The organism is Vibrio sp. T20 (assembly GCF_007858795.1).
GTDB classification, from domain to species: domain Bacteria; phylum Pseudomonadota; class Gammaproteobacteria; order Enterobacterales; family Vibrionaceae; genus Vibrio; species Vibrio satsumensis.
On the sequence record NZ_VFEB01000141.1, the window covers coordinates 69,168 to 89,114 of the forward strand.

19 protein-coding genes are annotated in these 19,947 nt (G+C 46.5%); 13 read left to right on the forward strand and 6 right to left on the reverse strand.

Going from position 1 to position 19,947, the window contains the following annotated elements; translation table 11 throughout:
* Positions 1-11: 11 nt before the first annotated feature.
* Positions 12-947, forward strand: a complete 936-nt coding sequence (locus FTW16_RS17355; protein ID WP_146491970.1) for a bifunctional GNAT family N-acetyltransferase/hotdog fold thioesterase — start codon at positions 12-14, stop codon at positions 945-947.
* 37 nt (positions 948-984) lie between these two features.
* On the opposite strand, the gene FTW16_RS17360 is transcribed toward FTW16_RS17355, so the two are convergent.
* The 4 genes from FTW16_RS17360 to hslR all read right to left on the reverse strand — a co-directional run bounded on the left by FTW16_RS17360 (position 985) and on the right by hslR (position 6,371).
* Positions 985-2,955: an AsmA family protein gene (locus FTW16_RS17360; RefSeq protein WP_146491971.1), complete on the reverse strand. Its 1,971-nt coding sequence runs from the start codon at positions 2,953-2,955 to the stop codon at positions 985-987.
* 154 nt (positions 2,956-3,109) lie between these two features.
* A complete protein-coding gene (pckA, locus tag FTW16_RS17365; protein ID WP_146491972.1) occupies positions 3,110-4,735 on the reverse strand; it encodes a phosphoenolpyruvate carboxykinase (ATP) in 1,626 nt (541 codons plus the stop codon).
* Between the two features lie 337 nt (positions 4,736-5,072).
* Positions 5,073-5,966, reverse strand: a complete 894-nt coding sequence (hslO, locus tag FTW16_RS17370; RefSeq protein ID WP_146491973.1) for an Hsp33 family molecular chaperone HslO — start codon at positions 5,964-5,966, stop codon at positions 5,073-5,075.
* A gap of 18 nt (positions 5,967-5,984) precedes the next feature.
* Entirely contained in the window at positions 5,985-6,371 is a 387-nt protein-coding gene (hslR, locus tag FTW16_RS17375) for a ribosome-associated heat shock protein Hsp15 (protein ID WP_146491974.1), read from the reverse strand.
* A 288-nt stretch (positions 6,372-6,659) separates the two neighbouring features.
* On the opposite strand from hslR, the gene gspC reads away from it, so the two are divergent.
* The 12 genes from gspC to FTW16_RS17435 all read left to right on the forward strand — a co-directional run bounded on the left by gspC (position 6,660) and on the right by FTW16_RS17435 (position 18,202).
* On the forward strand, positions 6,660-7,583 hold the full coding sequence (gene gspC / locus FTW16_RS17380; protein ID WP_146491975.1) for a type II secretion system protein GspC: 924 nt from the start codon (positions 6,660-6,662) through the stop codon (positions 7,581-7,583).
* 41 nt (positions 7,584-7,624) lie between these two features.
* Positions 7,625-9,649, forward strand: a complete 2,025-nt coding sequence (gene gspD, locus FTW16_RS17385; RefSeq protein ID WP_060983226.1) for a type II secretion system secretin GspD — start codon at positions 7,625-7,627, stop codon at positions 9,647-9,649.
* Complete coding sequence (gspE, locus tag FTW16_RS17390; protein WP_019826480.1) at positions 9,649-11,151, forward strand: type II secretion system ATPase GspE; 1,503 nt, start codon at positions 9,649-9,651, stop codon at positions 11,149-11,151. Before gspD ends, gspE begins: the two co-directional genes overlap by 1 nt.
* A gap of 1 nt (position 11,152) precedes the next feature.
* On the forward strand, positions 11,153-12,373 hold the full coding sequence (gspF, locus tag FTW16_RS17395; RefSeq protein ID WP_050652109.1) for a type II secretion system inner membrane protein GspF: 1,221 nt from the start codon (positions 11,153-11,155) through the stop codon (positions 12,371-12,373).
* Between the two features lie 88 nt (positions 12,374-12,461).
* Positions 12,462-12,905 (forward strand): type II secretion system major pseudopilin GspG, encoded by a 444-nt coding sequence (gspG, locus tag FTW16_RS17400; protein WP_017062485.1) that lies wholly within the window; start codon positions 12,462-12,464, stop codon positions 12,903-12,905.
* Positions 12,906-12,987: 82 nt separating this feature from the next.
* Positions 12,988-13,581 (forward strand): type II secretion system minor pseudopilin GspH, encoded by a 594-nt coding sequence (gene gspH, locus FTW16_RS17405; RefSeq protein WP_146491976.1) that lies wholly within the window; start codon positions 12,988-12,990, stop codon positions 13,579-13,581.
* The gene (gene gspI, locus FTW16_RS17410; protein WP_146491977.1) at positions 13,568-13,963 is read left to right on the forward strand and encodes a type II secretion system minor pseudopilin GspI; all 396 of its coding nucleotides are present in this window, start codon (positions 13,568-13,570) and stop codon (positions 13,961-13,963) included. The genes gspH and gspI overlap by 14 nt, the downstream gene beginning before the upstream one ends.
* Complete coding sequence (gene gspJ / locus FTW16_RS17415) at positions 13,950-14,681, forward strand: type II secretion system minor pseudopilin GspJ (protein ID WP_146491978.1); 732 nt, start codon at positions 13,950-13,952, stop codon at positions 14,679-14,681. The genes gspI and gspJ overlap by 14 nt, the downstream gene beginning before the upstream one ends.
* Positions 14,665-15,714: a type II secretion system minor pseudopilin GspK gene (gene gspK, locus FTW16_RS17420; protein WP_146491979.1), complete on the forward strand. Its 1,050-nt coding sequence runs from the start codon at positions 14,665-14,667 to the stop codon at positions 15,712-15,714. Before gspJ ends, gspK begins: the two co-directional genes overlap by 17 nt.
* Complete coding sequence (gene gspL, locus FTW16_RS17425; RefSeq protein WP_146491980.1) at positions 15,683-16,912, forward strand: type II secretion system protein GspL; 1,230 nt, start codon at positions 15,683-15,685, stop codon at positions 16,910-16,912. The genes gspK and gspL overlap by 32 nt, the downstream gene beginning before the upstream one ends.
* A 20-nt stretch (positions 16,913-16,932) precedes the next feature.
* Positions 16,933-17,421 (forward strand): type II secretion system protein M, encoded by a 489-nt coding sequence (locus tag FTW16_RS17430; RefSeq protein WP_017086954.1) that lies wholly within the window; start codon positions 16,933-16,935, stop codon positions 17,419-17,421.
* A gap of 1 nt (position 17,422) precedes the next feature.
* Positions 17,423-18,202, forward strand: coding sequence for a type II secretion system protein N (locus FTW16_RS17435; RefSeq protein WP_146491981.1), 780 nt, complete (start codon positions 17,423-17,425; stop codon positions 18,200-18,202).
* 103 nt (positions 18,203-18,305) lie between these two features.
* Here FTW16_RS17435 and cysQ read toward each other — a convergent pair whose 3' ends face one another.
* Together cysQ and nudE are read right to left on the reverse strand one after the other, a co-directional pair.
* Positions 18,306-19,133: a 3'(2'),5'-bisphosphate nucleotidase CysQ gene (cysQ, locus tag FTW16_RS17440; protein ID WP_048612454.1), complete on the reverse strand. Its 828-nt coding sequence runs from the start codon at positions 19,131-19,133 to the stop codon at positions 18,306-18,308.
* A gap of 36 nt (positions 19,134-19,169) precedes the next feature.
* Positions 19,170-19,721, reverse strand: coding sequence for an ADP compounds hydrolase NudE (nudE, locus tag FTW16_RS17445; protein WP_060983216.1), 552 nt, complete (start codon positions 19,719-19,721; stop codon positions 19,170-19,172).
* Between the last annotated feature and the right edge of the window lie 226 nt (positions 19,722-19,947).

Consider the following 19,947-nt stretch of genomic DNA (forward strand, 5'->3'; position numbering starts at 1 on the left):
AAGGAATAAGCATGTTTAAACTCATAACACCGACCACCGAAAATCAGCTAAACAAGTATTACCATTTTCGTTGGCAGATGCTCCGTGAACCTTGGCGAATGCCGGTAGGCTCAGAGCGCGATGAATACGACCCAATGAGTCACCATCGCATGATTGTTGATGGTCGTGGTCGCCCGATGGCGATTGGTCGCTTGTATATCACCCCAGATCTAGAAGGCCAGATCCGCTACATGGCGGTGAAGAACTCTCGCCGAAGCAAAGGTATGGGCTCATTGATTCTAGTCGCACTTGAGTCATTGGCTCGCCAAGAGGGCGCTAAGCGCTTGGTGTGTAATGCACGTGAAGATGCGATCTCATTCTATGAGAAGAATGAATTTGAACGTCGCGGTGAGATTAACGATCAACGTGGCCCTGTGCGTCATCAGCAGATGGTTAAACACCTTGACCCCATGGCAGATGTTCTGCGTAAGCCAGAGTGGTGTAATGAGCTGCAGCAGCGCTGGGAACATCAGATCCCGATCAGTGACAAGATGGGCATCAAGATTAACCAATACACGGGTTACCAATTTGAGTGCAGTGCTCAGCTGAATCCCAACTTGAACCCTCATAACACCATGTTTGCGGGCTCAGCGTTCACTCTAGCGACCTTAACCGGTTGGGGGATGACTTGGTTATTGATGAAAGAGCGTGGCCTGACAGGTGATATCGTGCTGGCAGACAGTAATATTCGTTATCGTCACCCGGTTGAGCAAAACCCGGTGGCCTCTACCTCATTGGATGGGATCAGCGGTGATTTAGACCGCCTCGCGTCGGGCAGAAAGGCACGTATCATCATTCATGTGACTATTAACAGTGGTGATGTGGAAGCGGTAGAGTTTACCGGAACCTACATGTTGATCCCCGACTATAAAAAGATACTTTCGACAGATTCAAATGGGAGCGAATAGCTAACACCGGTAATACTGTAAAGATTGACTGAAAGCGCTACTCCTGAGGAGTGGCGCTTTTTTGTTGGCAGTCGTTAATCTCAGAATACTCAGCTTGGGTGAGCTTGCCTGAGATTTGATGGCATGTGTCCGATAGGGTAATCGATAGGGTGTGTTGCTCGGCTTTAAGCAAGTCGAGCTCTCCAGACACCTCACCATTGAGCGTTTGAATCCTTTGTTCGCCTTGCTCTGCTGCCGATGCACCAATAATGTGCATCGGTTCGAGAGTGAAGCGTCCACGGTCAAAATTCGCATTGAGCTCTGGGATTTCAAACACGTTATCAGTCGATGTTTCAGAAAGCTTGTCGTTAAAGGTCATCACACCTTGGCGAACGCTGCCTGTGAGTTGTCCTGTGGTTGAATAGCCGAGCATCAGTGAATCGCCGTATAACCCAGCGGCTTGAAGTTCGAACTCGCCATAACCTGTTGCATCGAGCGGTAATTCAAGTTGTTGCAGCATGGGTGCTATCGGTAACCCATCGGCAGAGATATCTAAGCTCCATGGCTTGCTGATTTGGTTAAAATCGAGTGTTGCATTGGCTTCAATATAGCCATTCCTAAGTGGCGCAAACAGACGTGTCAGCGTCCATTTCCCTTGTTCGCTATTCATCTCAACCACCGGCTGTGCGCTAACAATGTTTTGGTAACTGGCATCGTTTGCGCTCGCCATCAATTTGCCTTGCCATAAGCCCAGTTTTCTATCTTGCAGAAATTGAACCTTATGCCCTTCGACATGTAACCCTGAGGCCTGCCAGTAAGGCTTTTGTGCGAGTTGGATGAGTTGACTGCGTTCTATGTTAAGTCGGCTAATCTCGACGCTCTGGACCTGTGTGAGCCAAGGTAATAGGCGAGCGGCGGCTAGAGGGTTATCTTGGTTTTCAGTGACCCATTTTATGCCTTGCAGGTCAAGCTGCTCTAATTCAATGCTGCTAGGGGTGACTTCGCCATTGAGTTGTACAGTGCCCTGCAGGAATTGAGTATAGAAATCTTCGATTAGAATCTGGTTTGGCTCTAGGCTTAGCTTGATATTTGGCTCGATGAACATGTCATCATCAATGGTCACTCCTTCTGCTTGCAGAGAGAAAATGGCTTTCTGCTGCTTCCACAGTTCAAAGGGCAGTTGGATATTTTCTAAAGAGGCATCAAAGGCTGCGAGGTGACCATCTTTCCACTCTACGTCGCTACGCAGAATATCTAAGCTGTTGATGTGGTTGATCTGAACACCTGCCACATTCCACTCTTTATTCAGTAGACTTTGAGCTTGTTTTTGGTTTAATCGCAAACTATCTATTGTCACATTCACCAACGACCAATCATGTTGATATTGTTCAGCTTGTCCGGAGATTTTGGCGCCACGCCAATCAAATGAAGCACCATAAAGGGTGCTGTCACTCGGCTTGAGATCTAGGTCAATCAACAGATTATCGAATGCTTCACCTTGCCAATACAGTTGTGAGGCAGAGAGTTGGGTTTTTCCATAAGGTAGCAGTGAGTTGTCGTCTTCCCATTTTGGTGCGGAGATCTGAAGGTCGATGCCTCGCGCATTAAAGTCTGGGGTCGAGAAATCTAGATTATTGATCGCCAGCTGACGCAGCTTGAGGTTTGGTTGGGTAAACACTGATGTGAGTGTTGTTAGATCGTCGGCTTCTAACTGTAGTCCGCTGATCAACACAGAGTCTAAAACCAGTTTGGCTTCAAGGAGAGAGTCTGGGCTGAACCAAAGATCGATCTTGTCGATATATAGAGGTGTCTGTTTTTCGGGTTGGCTTTGGGTTATGCCCATTAAGGTGATGTGATAAGGCGCCTGATAACCCACATCTTCAATGAACACAGGTTGTTCAATCGTATGTTTGATAAAAAAGTTAGCAACATCCGCACGGTATTGGGTCTGCAGGCTTAATAGCAACGCTGCGATAGTTGCAACGGCGATAGCCAACACAATGCCGAACACCATCAATACCTTTTTCATTCCTTGAAAGCCTTAAATTTCAATAGTCTCAAAATAGAGTGGAACAAAAAGGGTCAAGCAGCAACAAAAAAGCCCCTCAAAAGAGGGGCTTGCTACAAAAATATCATTTTAAATTGGGCGTTTGCTTTTGACTAAGCCCGAGCAGATGCTTGGATTAGTCCAGTTGTGGGCCAGCCGCAACCAGTGACTTACCTTCAGCGTTGTCCGTGTACTTATCAAAGTTGTTGATGAAGCGCTCTGCTAGATCTTTCGCTTTGCTTTCCCATTGTAGAGGGTCAGTGTACGTATCGCGTGGGTCAAGGATCGCTGGGTCAACATCGTGCAGTGCTAGAGGCACTTCTAGGTTAAACATAGGGATAACCTTAGTCTCAGCCTTATCGATTGAGCCATCTAGGATAGCGTCGATGATGCCGCGAGTATCTTGGATAGAGATACGTTTACCAGTACCGTTCCAACCTGTGTTCACTAGGTAAGCTTCAGCGCCAGCCGCTTCCATACGCTTCACAAGTACTTCAGCGTACTGAGTTGGGTGAAGGGTTAGGAATGCCGCACCAAATGCCGCAGAGAAGGTTGGTGTTGGTTCAGTAATACCGCGCTCAGTACCTGCTAGTTTCGCAGTGAAGCCAGATAGGAAGTGGTACTTGGTTTGCTCTGGAGTCAGTTTAGAAACCGGAGGTAGTACACCAAATGCATCAGCAGTCAGGAAGATAACTTTTTGAGCGTGACCTGCTTTTGATACTGGCTTAACGATGTTGTCGATGTGGTGAATCGGGTAAGAAACACGAGTGTTCTCAGTTTTTGAACCGTCATCAAAATCGATAGAGCCATCGCCACGAACCGTTACGTTTTCTAGCAGTGCATCACGACGGATTGCATTGTAGATTTCTGGTTCTGCTTCTTTAGATAGACGGATGGTCTTCGCGTAACAACCACCTTCGAAGTTGAAGATACCGTCGTCGTCCCAACCGTGCTCATCATCACCGATTAGCTGACGTTTAGGATCCGTTGATAGAGTTGTTTTACCTGTACCTGATAGACCGAAGAATACCGCTACGTCGCCTTTCTCGCCGACGTTTGCGCTACAGTGCATTGAAGCGATACCTTGCAGAGGAAGTAGGTAGTTCATCATTGCGAACATACCTTTCTTCATCTCACCGCCGTACCAAGTACCACCGATGATTTGAACACGCTCTGTGAGGTTGAAAGCAACAAAGTTTTCAGAGTTTAGCCCCTGCTTTTCCCAGTTAGGGTTGGTTGTTTTAGCACCGTTCATGACCACGAAATCAGGTTCGAACGTCGCTAGCTCTTCGTCAGTTGGACGAATGAACATGTTCTTAACGAAGTGCGCTTGCCACGCTACTTCTGTGATAATACGTACACTTAAGCGCGTATCTGGGTTAGCACCACAATAACCGTCAATGACAAACAGACGCTTGCCAGATAGCTGAGTTGTCACAAGCTCTTTCAGCTCATTCCATACTTCAGTTGTAATCGGTTTGTTATCATTTTTGCCTTGATCTGACCACCACATGGTATCGCGGGTCGTGTCATCTTTAACAATGTACTTATCTTTTGGTGAGCGGCCAGTAAAGATACCAGTGTCAACTGCAACCGAGCCTAGTTCCGTTACTACGCCTTTTTCGTAGCCTTCCAAACCTGGCAGTGTTTCTTCAACGAATAACTGCTCGTAGCTAGGATTACGAAGAACTTCAGTAACGCCAGTCAGTCCGTGCTTAGTTAGATCAATTTGTGCAGCCTTAGTATGTTCCATAACGGTCATAGGTGCTCCTTGTAGGATATTTTGTAGGGATTTTGTATTAATTTTTTATTGTTATCTGCTCACCATGCTAGCAACGAGACTCGGGGGAAACAGGGATACAGCTCAAAAAATATCCATATTAACCATGAGGTTTTAAGTGTCTCGTCACATATTGGCCTAACTAGTCTATCCTGTACGCAAACCTTTGCGCTAGGGGCGAGAACATTATTAATTGATTAAAATTAAGCGGTGATTTTATTACGAGATGTTACGGAGTTTGCGCTATTTTGATCACAAAAAAGGCCAGCTTAGCGCTGACCTTTTTGGGGTAAATTACGTGTTTTTGGTACGCCGTAAATTAATGAACCGTATTGCTGCCTTTATCTGCTGCTTCTGCGTACAGAGCATCAACATCGTTCTTGTCGAACGAGTAGTTTGTGCCACAGTAATCGCAGTGAAGACCAACGCTTCCTTCGGTGCTTAGGATGTCGTAGATCTCTTCTTGAGCAACGGTAATGATAGCAGCGCCACTTCTTTCGCGAGAGCACCCACAGAAGAACTGAACTGGTTGTGGTGTGAACAGTTGTACTTTTTCTTGGTTGTACAGGCGGTAAAGCAATTCGTTCGCTTCTAGAGAAAATAGCTCTTCGTTTTTAACGGTGTCTGTTAGTTGCTCTAGGTGCTCGAAGTCATCTGGCGAACCAGTGCCGTCTGGCATCACTTGTAGCAACATACCTGCAGCGTGTGCTTTGCCTTCATGTTCGCCAGTGCGCAGCCATAGACGAGTCTTAAGTTGTTCCGAGTTAGCGAAGTAGCCTTCAAGTACTTGGGCAAGCGTATCACCTTCAAGGCCAACGATGCCTTGGTAACGCTCACCTTTCTTAGGATCGATGGTGATCACTAGGTGGCCTTTGCCCATTAGGTCGTGTAGACCTGCGTCGTCTGCGATATCGCCTTCAAAGCGAGCAACACCACGGATCTTTTGATCGTGATCGCCATTGATAACTGCTAGAGATACTGGACCGTCACCTTGCAATTGCATAGTGATAGATCCTTCAAACTTTAGGGTCGCAGTTAATAGCGTTGTTGATACCAGTAGCTCACCCAGTAGCTTTTGTACTGGCGCTGGGTATTCCTTGCTAGAAATAATCTGTTGGTACGCTTCATCCATTTGTACCAATTCACCACGTACTGATAGGTCTTCAAATAGGTAGCGATTTAAAACATTACTTGTAGACATTGGGTCTGCCATTTGGCTATTCCTTCTAGCTTATTGATGCTTGAACTTGATGATGTCACGACGTTGCTTCTTATCAGGGCGACGCTCTGGAGCTGGGTTATGAGCATTTAGTTTACGTTGTGTCGCAAACTCTTCTCTTTTTGCCAAGCTCTCGGTGGTTTCTTCATAGAGGGTTTGAGCGATCGGAGCTCCGCCACGATGGGCTGAGATTTTCTCGATCGTAACCGTCTTTTCTTCATTACCTTGGCGCAGTGTAATCACAGCCCCAAGTTCGACAATTTTACTTGGCTTGCTGCGCTGACCATTATAGTGGACTTTGCCACCATCGACCATGTTACGAGCAATAGACCGAGTTTTGTAAAAGCGTGCTGCCCACAACCATTTATCGAGTCTGACAGCTTCATTAGAAGTTTTCATATAGGGCTGTGCCTTATTAAGTGAGAAATGAATGCGGTTTAACTGTAGTGAACAGTGCGCAACATGTTTTTGATGATGCTTATCACATTAGATAGAGGTTTTATGTGGAGGCGGTTAGCATTTTTTTCAAGTCATAATACAAAATAGCCATGTAATGCCGATTTATAGATTTGCTATGATATAGTTCAGGATCTTATGCTTAAATAAGCTCGGTATCGAACGAATGAATAAAAAAGCTGAAAGTTTAATAATTTACAGCGTTTGCCGTCATGAAAAGGGGCAAGGAAAGTGAACTTTTTAGAGCTCAAGAATCGCGTAGGAAGTTCTCCTGTGTTGAGCCGCTTGTTAGAGAACGGATTTGTAATCCAGCAGAAACTAAGTCTAGCGACGTGCTGTGTATTGATTGCAGCTTCCGCATGGATTTTAGGACAGCTTGCATGGTTTATTGAGCCTGCTGAGCACACAGTCGTGCCTTGGAAAGCAACAGCTTCATCGTCTTCTACTCCTCAATCGACCCTTGATATCTCTTCTTTGCAGCAGAGCAACATGTTTGGTGCTTATAACCCAACCACGCCCGCTGTAGTTGAACAGCAAGTTATCCAAGATGCACCAAAGACGCGACTGAACTTGGTTTTGGTTGGTGCGGTAGCGAGTTCAAATCCAAAATTAAGCTTAGCGGTGATTGCCAATCGCGGTACACAAGCGACTTATGGGATTAATGAAGAGATTGAAGGCACCCGAGCTAAGCTTAAAGCCGTATTAGTCGACCGCGTAATCATTGATAACTCAGGGCGAGACGAAACCTTGATGCTTGAAGGTATTGAGTACAAGCGTTTAGCTGTCTCAGCGCCTGCAGCGCCTCGTAGTTCTTCTTCGGTTCGTGGTAATAACCCGGCTTCTGCAGAAGAGAAGCTTGATGAAATTAAAGCGAAGATAATGAAAGATCCGCAACAAATCTTCCAATATGTTCGATTGTCTCAGGTGAAGCGCGACGATAGCGTTATTGGTTATCGTGTGAGTCCTGGCAAAGATTCAGAACTTTTTAACTCAGTAGGGCTCCAAAACGGAGATATTGCTACTCAGTTAAATGGACAAGACCTGACAGACCCAGCCGCTATGGGCAACATATTTCGTTCTATCTCAGAGCTGACAGAGTTAAATCTCGTCGTCGAGAGAGATGGTCAACAACATGAAGTGTTTATTGAATTTTAAAACTTTGCGTCTAACGAAGGACGAAAGTGTAGGAGAAGTACGTGAAGCATTGGTTTAAGAAAAGTGCATGGTTATTGGCAGGAAGCTTGATCTGCACACCCGCAGCCATCGCGAGTGATTTTAGTGCCAGCTTTAAGGGCACTGATATCCAAGAGTTTATTAATATTGTTGGTCGTAACCTAGAGAAGACGATCATCGTTGATCCCTCGGTGCGCGGAAAAATCGATGTACGCAGCTACGACGTATTGAATGAAGAACAATATTACAGCTTCTTCTTAAACGTACTAGAGGTGTATGGCTACGCAGTTGTTGAAATGGACTCGGGTGTTCTTAAGATCATCAAAGCTAAAGATTCGAAAACCTCGGCAATCCCTGTTGTTGGTGACCGTGATTCGATCACTGGTGATAGCGTAGTGACACGCGTAGTGACGGTTCGTAATGTCTCGGTTCGTGAACTTTCTCCTCTGCTTCGTCAATTGAACGACAATGCAGGCGCGGGTAACGTTGTGCATTACGACCCAGCCAACATCATCCTTATTACAGGCCGAGCGGCGGTAGTAAACCGTTTAGCTGAAATCATCAAGCGCGTTGACCAAGCGGGTGATAAAGAGATTGAAGTCGTTGAGCTAAAGAATGCTTCCGCGGCAGAAATGGTACGTATCGTTGATGCGTTAAGTAAAACCACAGATGCTAAAAATACACCTGCGTTCCTACAACCTAAATTGGTTGCTGATGAGCGTACCAATGCGATCCTTATTTCAGGTGACCCTAAGGTTCGTAGCCGATTAAGAAAGCTTATCGAGCAGCTTGATGTCGAAATGGCAACCAAGGGCAACAACCAAGTTATCTACCTCAAATACGCAAAAGCAGAAGATCTGGTTGATGTGCTGAAAGGCGTGTCGGACAACCTACAATCAGAGAAGCAGTCATCAACCAAAGGCAGCTCATCGCAACGCAACCAAGTAATGATTTCCGCCCACAGTGATACCAACTCTTTGGTTATTACTGCACAGCCAGACATTATGAATGCGCTGCAAGACGTGATCGCACAACTGGATATTCGTCGTGCTCAAGTATTGATTGAAGCCTTGATTGTTGAAATGGCAGAAGGCGATGGCGTTAACCTTGGTGTGCAATGGGGTAACCTAGAAACGGGTGCAATGATCCAGTACAGCAACACTGGTGCATCGATCGGTGGCGTAATGGTGGGTTTAGAAGAAGCAAAAGATACAGAAACGACAACCGCTGTGTACGATGAAAATGGTAAGTTCGTACGAAATGAAACTACGACTGAACAAGGGGACTATTCAACATTAGCCTCTGCACTTTCAGGTGTTAATGGCGCAGCCATGAGCGTGGTAATGGGTGACTGGACTGCCTTGATCAGTGCGGTAGCAACCGACTCCAATTCAAACATCCTATCTTCTCCAAGTATTACCGTGATGGATAACGGCGAAGCGTCGTTCATCGTTGGTGAAGAAGTTCCGGTTTTAACTGGCTCGACGGCGGGTTCAAGTAACGATAACCCATTCCAAACGGTTGAACGTAAAGAAGTGGGTATCAAGCTTAAAGTGGTGCCACAGATCAACGAAGGTGACTCAGTTCAGCTGAATATTGAACAAGAAGTGTCGAACGTATTGGGCGCGAACGGCGCGGTAGATGTACGTTTTGCTAAACGACAGCTAAATACGTCTGTGATTGTTCAAGATGGCCAAATGTTGGTGCTTGGTGGTTTGATTGATGAACGTGCGTTAGAGAGTGAGTCTAAAGTGCCATTCCTAGGTGATATTCCTGTTCTTGGGCACCTGTTCAAATCAACCAGTACTCAGGTTGAGAAAAAGAATCTAATGGTATTCATTAAGCCAACCATCATCCGTGATGGCATGACAGCAGATGGTATCACTCAGCGTAAATACAACTTCATTCGAGCTGAGCAGCTGTACAAGGCAGAGCAAGGTTTGAAACTGATGGCTGACGATAATATCCCGGTATTGCCTAAATTTGGTGCCGATATGAATCACCCGGCTGAAATCCAAGCCTTCATCGATCAAATGGAAACAGAATAATGGCTGAATTGGTAGGGGCGGCACGTACTTATCAGCGCTTGCCGTTTAGCTTTGCGAATCGCTACAAGATGGTGTTGGAATATCAGCACCCAGAGCGTCCGCCGGTACTCTATTATGTAGAGCCTCTAAAATCGGCGGCGATCATTGAAGTAAGCCGTGTTGTGAAAAATGGTTTCACGCCACAAGCGATCAGCGCCGATGAGTTTGATAAAAAGCTGACTGATGCGTACCAACGTGATTCTTCAGAAGCGCGCCAATTGATGGAAGATATTGGTGCCGACAACGACGACTTCTTCTCGCTAGCAGAAGAGCTGCCTCAAGATGAAGATCTGCTTGAATCAGAAGATGACGCACCAATCATCAAGTTGATCAATGCGATGCTGGGTGAGGCAATCAAAGAAGGCGCTTCGGATATTCATATCGAAACCTTTGAGAAGTCGCTGTCTATCCGTTTCCGTATTGATGGTGTGTTACGTGATGTGTTAGCGCCGAGCCGTAAACTGGCTCCATTATTGGTTTCGCGTGTAAAGGTTATGGCGAAGTTGGATATTGCGGAAAAACGCGTGCCACAAGATGGCCGCATCTCTCTGCGTATTGGTGGCCGAGCGGTCGACGTTCGTGTATCAACCATGCCTTCTTCACATGGTGAGCGTGTGGTAATGCGTCTGTTGGACAAGAACGCGACTCGTCTAGACCTGCATAGTTTAGGTATGACGGCAGAGAACCACGAGAACTTCCGAAAACTGATCCAACGCCCACACGGCATTATCTTGGTTACAGGTCCTACGGGTTCTGGTAAATCAACGACCTTGTACGCTGGCCTACAAGAGCTCAACAGCAACGAGCGAAATATTCTCACGGTTGAAGATCCTATTGAATTTGATATCGATGGCATTGGTCAAACACAGGTGAACCCTAAGGTTGATATGACCTTTGCTCGTGGCTTACGTGCCATTCTTCGTCAAGATCCCGATGTCGTAATGATTGGTGAGATACGTGACTTGGAGACCGCGGAGATCGCTGTTCAAGCCTCTTTGACCGGTCACTTAGTAATGTCGACCCTTCACACCAATACTGCAATCGGTGCGATTACACGTCTACGTGATATGGGCATCGAACCCTTCTTGATCTCTTCTTCGCTGCTGGGTGTTCTGGCTCAGCGCTTGGTTCGTACTCTGTGTAACGACTGTAAAGAACCTTATGAAGCTGATAAAGAGCAGAAAAAGCTGTTTGGACTGAAGAAGAAAGAGAGTCTGACGCTTTACCATGCAAAAGGATGTGAAAGCTGCAGTCACAAAGGCTATCGAGGCCGTACCGGTATTCATGAGCTATTGATGATTGACGATTCGGTGCAAGAGCTGATTCACAGTGAAGCTGGTGAACAGGCAATTGAGAAAGCAATTCGTGGCACAACACCAAGTATTAGAGATGATGGCTTGAGCAAAGTTCTGAAAGGGGTAACGTCCCTAGAAGAAGTGATGCGCGTAACCAAGGAAGTCTAATATGGCGGCATTTGAATACAAAGCACTGGATGCCAAAGGTAAGAGCAAAAAGGGCTCGATTGAAGCGGATAACGCTCGTCAGGCTCGCCAACGCTTAAAAGAACAAGGCTTGATGCCGGTTGAGATGACCGAAGCTAAAGCGAAAACATCGAAAGGTGCTCAGCCATCAACCAGCTTTAAGCGTGGTATCAGCACACCAGACCTTGCTTTGATTACTCGCCAAATTTCTACCTTGGTGCAATCAGGCATGCCGTTAGAGGAGTGTTTGAAGGCCGTCGCTGAGCAGTCTGAAAAGCCACGCATTCGAACCATGCTGCTGTCGGTTCGCTCGAAGGTAACGGAAGGTTATTCGCTAGCGGATAGCTTGGCTGATTACCCGCACATCTTTGATGAACTGTTTAGAGCTATGGTCGCAGCTGGTGAGAAATCGGGTCACTTAGATGCAGTATTGGAGCGACTGGCTGATTACGCAGAAAACCGTCAGAAGATGCGCTCTAAGTTGCTGCAAGCGATGATCTACCCAGTTGTGCTGGTGGTGTTTGCGGTGACGATTGTTTCGTTCCTGCTGGCAACTGTGGTACCTAAGATTGTCGAGCCTATTATCCAAATGGGTCAAGAGCTTCCTCAATCGACACAATTTTTATTGGCATCGAGTGAATTTATCCAGAATTGGGGCATCCAATTACTGTTGTTGAGCATTGGTGTGATTGTGTTGATTAAGACCGCGCTGAAAAAGCCGGGCGTTCGCATGAGTTGGGATCGCAAGCTATTAAGCATTCCGCTGATTGGCAAGATCGCAAAAGGGATTAATACCTCTCGTTTTGCACGAACACTCTCTATCTGTACTTCGAGTGCGATTCCTATCCTTGAAGGGATGAAAGTGGCGGTAGATGTAATGTCGAATCACCATGTGAAACAACAAGTCTTACAAGCGTCAGATAGCGTGAGAGAAGGGGCAAGCCTGCGTAAAGCGCTCGATCAAACCAAACTCTTCCCTCCAATGATGCTGCATATGATCGCCAGTGGTGAGCAGAGTGGTCAGTTAGAACAAATGCTGACAAGAGCGGCGGACAACCAAGACCAAAGCTTTGAATCGACCGTGAACATTGCGCTAGGTATTTTCACACCAGCACTTATCGCTTTGATGGCAGGTTTAGTGCTGTTCATTGTGATGGCGACCCTAATGCCGATGCTTGAAATGAATAATTTAATGAGCGGCTAACTGATTGCTCATAAGACGTTAGTTTTTGGATTATCGAGAAGAAGGACATTATTACCTTCAACTCGCTGTCTGTAATTTGGAGAAAATAATGAAAAATAGAATGAAGAAACAATCAGGCTTTACCCTATTAGAAGTGATGGTTGTTGTGGTTATCCTTGGCGTATTGGCGAGCTTTGTTGTACCTAACCTATTGGGTAACAAAGAGAAGGCTGACCAACAAAAAGCCATCACTGATATCGTGGCGCTAGAGAACGCGCTAGATATGTACAAACTGGATAACAGCGTTTACCCAACAACGGATCAAGGTCTTGATGCATTGGTTTCTAAGCCAAGCAGCCCTGAGCCTCGCAACTACCGCGACGGTGGCTACATCAAGCGTCTGCCTAACGACCCATGGGGCAATGAGTACCAATACCTAAGCCCTGGTGATAACGGCACTATCGATATTTTCACTCTTGGTGCTGATGGCCAAGAAGGTGGTGAAGGTATTGCTGCGGATATCGGCAACTGGAACATGCAAGACTTTCAATAAGCTTCGGCTTGTTGTTGGTTGATACGTTATTGTCGCTTGATACGTTATTGATGGTAGGACGTAAACAGATGGAGTCTACAAGGTGAAAACTAAGCAAACACAGCCAGGTTTCACCTTAATTGAGATTCTTTTGGTGTTGGTATTACTGTCAGTAACGGCGGTCGCGGTGATCGCGACCATTCCTACCAATAGTAAAGATGTCGCCAAAAAATATGCACAAAGCTTTTATCAGCGAGTTCAATTACTCAATGAAGAGGCGATTTTGAGTGGTTTGGATTTTGGCGTTCGTGTTGATGAAAAGAAATCGACCTATGTACTGATGGCGCTTAAGTCTGAAGGCTGGCAAGAAGTCGACTTTGAAAAAATTCCCTCTTTAACTGAACTACCGGAAGAGCTCGCATTGTCACTGACTCTAGGTGGTGGTGCATGGGAAGATGATGATCGGTTGTTCAATCCAGGAAGCTTGTTTGATGAAGATATGTTTGCGGATCTTGAAGAGGATAAGAAGCCGAAACCACCACAGATCTACATCTTGTCGAGTGCTGAAATGACACCGTTTGTACTATCGTTTTATCCTAATACGGGTGACACCATACAAGATGGTTGGCGTATTCGAGTGTTGGACAATGGTGTCATTCGATTACTAGAGCCTGGAGAAGAAGATGAAGAGGAATAACCGTTCTCCTTCTCGTTATCGTGGCATGACCCTTGGTTCTCGAGGAATGACGCTGCTTGAGGTCTTGGTTGCGCTCGCTATCTTTGCGACCGCGGCGATCAGTGTGATTCGTGCTGTCACCCAGCACATCAATACCCTCAGTTATCTAGAAGAAAAAACCTTTGCTGCTATGGTCGTTGATAATCAAATGGCCTTGGTGATGTTGCACCCTGAGAAGCTAAAAAAAGTACAGGGTACACAAGAGCTGGCTGGAAGAGAGTGGTTCTGGAAGGTTACGCCAATCGATACTAGCGATGACTTATTAAAGGCGTTTGATGTGAGTGTGGCAACCAGTAAACAAGCTTCTCCAGTGGTCACGGTGCGCAGTTATGTGGTCAAGTAAGAGCATGTCCGCCAATAAGCGTGTGTCTCGTACACAAGGTCTATCTTCGAACGGGAGAGGCTTTACCTTAATTGAGGTTTTGGTCTCTATCGCTATCTTTGCCACTTTAAGCATGGCGGCTTATCAGGTAGTCAATCAGGTTCAGCGCAGCAACGAGCTTTCAATCGAGCGCAGCGCTCGTTTAAATCAACTGCAACGTAGCTTGGTCATTTTAGATAATGATTTTCGCCAGATGGCGGTGCGACAATTTCGTACCAACGGTGAAGAAACATCATCTAAACTGATATTAATTAAAGAGTATTTACTGGATTCCGACAGCGTTGGCATCATGTTCACTCGCCTTGGTTGGCATAACCCACAGCAGCAGTTTCCTCGCGGAGAAGTCACCAAAGTGGGTTATCGCATTAAAGAAGAAACACTTGAGCGTGTGTGGTGGCGTTACCCCGATACCCCTGCAGGCCAAGAAGGTGTGATTACGCCTTTGCTTGATGATGTTGAAAGCTTGGAATTCGAGTTTTATGACGGAAGCCGCTGGGGTAAAGAGTGGCAAACCGACAAATCGCTACCGAAAGCGGTAAGATTAAAGCTAACCTTGAAAGATTATGGTGAGATAGAACGTGTTTATCTCACTCCCGGTGGCACGCTAGATCAGGCCGATGATTCTTCAAACAGTGACTCTTCAGGTAGTAATGAGGGGAATAATGACTCATCGAACTAACAAGCTTGCACGGACAAGGTCTACTATGGGTCGCAAGCAGCGTGGTGTCGCGCTGATCATTATCCTGATGCTACTGGCGATCATGGCAACTATCGCTGGCAGTATGTCGGAACGTCTGTTTACGCAATTCAAGCGCGTTGGTAATCAACTGAATTACCAACAGGCTTACTGGTACAGCATTGGTGTAGAAGCGCTGGTGCAAGACGGTATTAGGCAAAGCTACAAAGACAGTGATACCGTGAATCTAAGTCAACCATGGGCGCTAGAAGAGCAAGTATACCCATTGGATTACGGTCAAGTTAAAGGACGCATCGTTGATGCTCAGGCTTGCTTTAATCTTAATTCGTTAGCTGGGGTGGCGAGCACTTCAAGTAACCAGACACCTTATTTGATCACGGTTTGGCAAACCTTATTAGAAAATCAAGACGTTGAGCCTTATCAGGCTGAGGTTATCGCAAACTCAACGTGGGAATTTGTTGACGCAGATACCCGAACCACCTCTTCAGCGGGGGTAGAAGACAGCACCTATGAAGCGATGAAGCCATCTTATTTGGCGGCGAATGGCTTAATGGCGGATGAATCTGAGCTAAGAGCGGTTTATCAGGTCACGGGTGAAGTCATGAATAAGGTTCGCCCGTTTGTTTGCGCTCTGCCTAGCGACGATTTTCGCTTGAACGTGAATACACTCACGGAAAAGCAGGCACCTTTATTGGAGGCGATGTTTGCACCTGGCTTAAGTGAGTCAGATGCTAAACAGCTAATAGACAAACGCCCATTTGATGGCTGGGATACGGTGGATGCTTTTATGGCTGAACCTGTCATTGTTGGCGTGAGTGCCGAAGTTAGCAAAAAAGCGAAAGCGTATTTAACTGTAGATAGCGCCTATTTTGAGCTAGATGCAGAGGTATTAGTTGAGCAGTCACGTGTACGTATACGGACGCTTTTCTATAGTAGTAATCGAGAAACAGTGACGGTAGTACGCCGTCGTTTTGGAGGAATCAGTGAGCGAGTTTCTGACCGTTCGACTGAGTAGCGAACCACAAAGCCCTGTGCAGTGGTTAGTTTGGTCGACAAGCCAACAAGAAGTGATAGCAAGTGGCGAGTTGTCTAGCTGGGAACAGCTGGATGAGTTAACGCCTTACGCTGAAAAGCGCAGCTGTATCGCTTTATTGCCGGGAAATGAATGCCTAATTAAGCGTGTTGAGATCCCGAAAGGTGCTGCTCGCCAGTTCGATTCTATGCTGCCGTTTTTATTAGAAGACGAAGTCGCACAAGATATCGAAGACTTACACCTGACGATTTTAGATAAAAACTCAACGCACGCTACCGTGTGTGGTGTCGACCGCGAATGGTTAAAGCAAGCTTTAGACCTGTTTCGTGAAGCTAATATTATCTTCCGTAAGGTGTTGCCAGATACACTGGCCGTGCCTTTTGAAGAACCTGGCATCAGTGCATTGCAGATCGACCAGCATTGGCTACTGCGCCAAGGCAATTATCAAGCGGTATCGATCAGCGAAGCATGGTTACCGATGTTTTTACAAAGTGATTGGGTGGTTGCTGATGACGAAGAGCAAGCGACGACTATCTTCAGCTATACAGCAATGCCGAGCGAAGACGTTCAACAGCAAAGCGGCGCGAATTGGCAGGCAAAGCCTGCGGAATTGGTGATGTCTTTACTGAGCCAGCAAGCGATCACAAGCGGCGTAAACTTACTGACTGGCACCTTTAAAACCAAATCTTCATTCAGTAAATATTGGCGCGTATGGCAGAAAGTAGCGATTGCTGCTTGTTTGCTGGTGGCTGTGATTGTGACTCAACAAGTGTTGAAGGTTCAACAATACGAAGCTCAAGCACAAGCTTACCGCATGGAGAGTGAACGTATCTTTAGAGCAGTGCTGCCAGGTAAACAACGTATCCCAACAGTCAGCTATCTTAAGCGTCAGATGAACGATGAAGCTAAGAAATATGGCGGCTCAGGCGATGGTGATTCCTTACTCGGTTGGTTAGCTTTGCTGCCAGAAACGTTAGGGCAGGTGAAGTCGATTGAAGTCGAAAGCATTCGCTACGATGGCAATCGCTCTGAGGTTCGACTACAGGCGAAAAGCTCTGATTTCCAACACTTTGAGACTGCGAGAGTGAAGCTCGAAGAGAGGTTTACCGTCGAACAAGGTCCATTGAATCGCAATGGCGATGCCGTATTTGGCAGCTTTACTCTTAAACCCCATCAATAACCTGCGTAAGGAGATCAGTGATGAGAAATATGATTGAGCCACTCCAAGCGTGGTGGACTTCAATAAGTCAAAGAGAGCAACGATTAGTTGTTGGTTGCTCAGTTTTATTGGTGTTGGGTGTCGTTTATTGGGGGTTATTACAGCCACTCAGTCAGCGAGCTGAACTTGCACAAAGTCGTATTCAAAGTGAGAAGCAGCTTCTTGCTTGGGTAACGGACAAAGCGAATCAAGTGGTTGAGCTACGAGGCAGCGGTGGCATCAGTGCCAGTCAGCCTTTAAACCAATCTGTGCCTGCTTCTATGCGCCGTTTTAACATCGAGTTGATACGCGTACAACCACGTGGTGAGATGCTGCAAGTATGGATTAAGCCTGTGCCATTTAATAAGTTCGTTGACTGGCTGACATACCTGAAAGAAAAGCAGGGTGTTGAGGTTGAGTTTATGGATATTGATCGCTCTGATAGCCCTGGGGTTATTGAGATCAACCGACTACAGTTTAAACGAGGTTAATGTGAAACGCGGTCTATCTTTCAAATATGGCCTGTTATTCAGCGTCATTTTTATCGTTTTTTTCTCAGTAAGCTTGTTGTTGCATTTGCCTGCCGCTTTTGCTCTCAAGCATGCGCCCGCTGTGCGTGGTTTAAGCATCGAAGGCGTTGAGGGCACCGTTTGGCAAGGTCGCGCTAACAATATTGCGTGGCAGCGTGTCAATTACGGCTCAGTGCAGTGGGACTTCCAGTTTTCTAAGCTATTTCAAGCCAAAGCAGAACTGGCGGTTCGTTTTGGTCGTAACAGCGACATGAACTTATCAGGTAAAGGGCGTGTCGGGTACAGCATGAGCGGCGCGTATGCAGAAAACTTAGTGGCATCCATGCCAGCAAGAAACGTGATGAAATATGCGCCGGCTATTCCAGTCCCCGTTTCTATTGCAGGACAAGTTGAACTGACGATCAAACATGCGGTTCACGCTCAGCCTTGGTGTCAATCTGGTGAAGGCACACTGGCTTGGTCTGGTGCTGCAGTCGACTCTCCTGTTGGATCGTTAGACCTTGGTCCTGTGATTGCGGACATAAACTGTGAAGGCAGCACAATTGCAGCGAAAGGCACTCAGAAGAGCGAACAGGTGGACAGTGAGTTCTCAGCGAGCGTAACACCTAACCAACGCTACACGTCGGCGGCTTGGTTTAAGCCGGGTGCGGAATTCCCACCAGCGATGCAGAGCCAGCTTAAGTGGCTGGGTAACCCTGATAGCCAAGGTAAGTACCAGTTTACTTATCAAGGTCGTTTTTAGCTAAACAGCTAAGGGCTACTAAATTACGAGATATAAAAAACGGGCACCTCATTGAGGTGCCCGTTTTGTTTGAATCGTCGAGAGTGACAGTGAGCAAGCTCGCCTAGTCTTTACCTTGTAAGATCTCTGCCCACGGTAAGTCAGCATCACCAAGCACAATGAAGTTCGGGTTCTCAAGCGTCTCTCTTTCATTATAAGAGAGCGGTTCCAGTTGAGTACTTAAGATGCGACCGCCAGCTTCTTCAACAATGCACTGCGTTGCCGCTGTATCCCACTCTCCGGTTGGTCCAAGGCGCAGATAACAATCCACAGCCCCTTCTGCTACTAAACATGCCTTAAGCGCTGCTGAGCCTAAAGGAACTAAATCATAATTCCATGCTGAGCTCATACGGCTAGTGATTCGATTGATGTCTTGGCGACGGCTGATCGCCATTGCGATTGACTGGTTTGGCAGCTCGTGACGATGCGTTTTAATTTTAACGCTGTCATTAAGGTCTGGGATCTTCCAAGCCCCTTTGCCACTGTAAGCGTAATAGCTCACGCCTGAAACGGGTGCATATACCACGCCCATTACTGGCTTGTTATGTTCAATTAGGGCGATAATTGTCGCGAAATCACCACTTCGTGCAATGAACTCCTGCGTACCGTCCAGTGGGTCAACTAACCAGTAGCGATCCCATTGAGAACGTTGCTCTAGGCTGATGTCTGCGGCTTCTTCAGACAGCACTGGAATGTCAGGCGTGAGCTCACTGAGCTTTTTCGAGATCAGCTTGTGTGCCGCAAGGTCGGCACTGGTGACTGGTGTGTCATCACTCTTAGTGAACTCTTCGTAATCTTTTTTCTCGTAGATCTCTAAAATCAGTTGTCCTGCAGAGCGAGCAATCTCAATGACAGAGGGTAGGAGGTGAGACAAATCTTTTGTTATTGGCATAAATATTCTCTTACTCTTCGAGTGATCCTGAATGTTCTAATTATTGGTTAAGACACGAAGGGTTAATAGTAGGGCGGTAATGCTGCGAGCCTCACAGAAATCGAGATGTGTTAACAGCTCTTCGGCTTGAGCCAGTGGCCAGCGCACAACGTCTAGTGGCTCAGGCTCATCACCTTCTAGCTTCTCTGGGTAGAGGTCTTCTGCGATAAACAGCGTCATTTTGCTAGAAAAGTAAGAGGGAGCGAGGATCACTTCCTTTAATGGAGTAAGCTTGTTGGCACCAAAGCCAATCTCTTCTTTGAGTTCGCGAACGGCGGCTTCGTTTGGCTGCTCTCCTGGATCGATAAGCCCTTTCGGAAAGCCAAGTTCATAGCGTTCTGTGCCTGCTGCGTATTCACGCACTAACAGAATATCGCCTTGTTCAGTAATCGGAACCATCATTACTGCGTTGCGGCCGCTAGGTTTCATACGTTCGTAAGTGCGCTGTTCACCGTTTGAAAAGCGTAAATCGAGAGACTCGATCGAGAATAGTTTTGATTGAGCGACAGTTTGCTGAGCCAAAATTTCTGGCTTGGTCCTTTTTGTCATTGCGCTCGCTCCTCAGCTCATTGGAATTCTTTCTTATAAAGTCATTCTAATATAGGGGAAATGACGTTGAGTTCCTAGATCCGAGTTTTCATATCCTAGAATTATTAGAGCAGGAACCGATTGCGATCACTTGAATACCTTACTCTAAATGGTAACGCATCCGCCATTATTGGTATTGAAAGGGAAATATATTATTCGGAAGGACTTCTGCTGTTTTAAAAACAAA

Excerpts from the sequence above, each read along its gene's own strand:
- FTW16_RS17430 (WP_017086954.1), top strand. The coding sequence starts at position 16,933 with ATGAGAAATATGATTGAGCCACTCCAAGCGTGGTGGACTTCAATAAGT.
- hslR (WP_146491974.1), bottom strand. The coding sequence starts at position 6,371 with ATGAAAACTTCTAATGAAGCTGTCAGACTCGATAAATGGTTGTGGGCA.
- gspG (WP_017062485.1), top strand. The coding sequence starts at position 12,462 with ATGAAAAATAGAATGAAGAAACAATCAGGCTTTACCCTATTAGAAGTG.
- nudE (WP_060983216.1), bottom strand. The coding sequence starts at position 19,721 with ATGACAAAAAGGACCAAGCCAGAAATTTTGGCTCAGCAAACTGTCGCT.
- gspJ (WP_146491978.1), top strand. The coding sequence starts at position 13,950 with ATGTGGTCAAGTAAGAGCATGTCCGCCAATAAGCGTGTGTCTCGTACA.
- cysQ (WP_048612454.1), bottom strand. The coding sequence starts at position 19,133 with ATGCCAATAACAAAAGATTTGTCTCACCTCCTACCCTCTGTCATTGAG.
- hslO (WP_146491973.1), bottom strand. The coding sequence starts at position 5,966 with ATGGCAGACCCAATGTCTACAAGTAATGTTTTAAATCGCTACCTATTT.
- gspI (WP_146491977.1), top strand. The coding sequence starts at position 13,568 with ATGAAGAGGAATAACCGTTCTCCTTCTCGTTATCGTGGCATGACCCTT.
- FTW16_RS17355 (WP_146491970.1), top strand. The coding sequence starts at position 12 with ATGTTTAAACTCATAACACCGACCACCGAAAATCAGCTAAACAAGTAT.
- FTW16_RS17360 (WP_146491971.1), bottom strand. The coding sequence starts at position 2,955 with ATGAAAAAGGTATTGATGGTGTTCGGCATTGTGTTGGCTATCGCCGTT.
- gspE (WP_019826480.1), top strand. The coding sequence starts at position 9,649 with ATGGCTGAATTGGTAGGGGCGGCACGTACTTATCAGCGCTTGCCGTTT.
- gspF (WP_050652109.1), top strand. The coding sequence starts at position 11,153 with ATGGCGGCATTTGAATACAAAGCACTGGATGCCAAAGGTAAGAGCAAA.
- pckA (WP_146491972.1), bottom strand. The coding sequence starts at position 4,735 with ATGACCGTTATGGAACATACTAAGGCTGCACAAATTGATCTAACTAAG.
- gspK (WP_146491979.1), top strand. The coding sequence starts at position 14,665 with ATGACTCATCGAACTAACAAGCTTGCACGGACAAGGTCTACTATGGGT.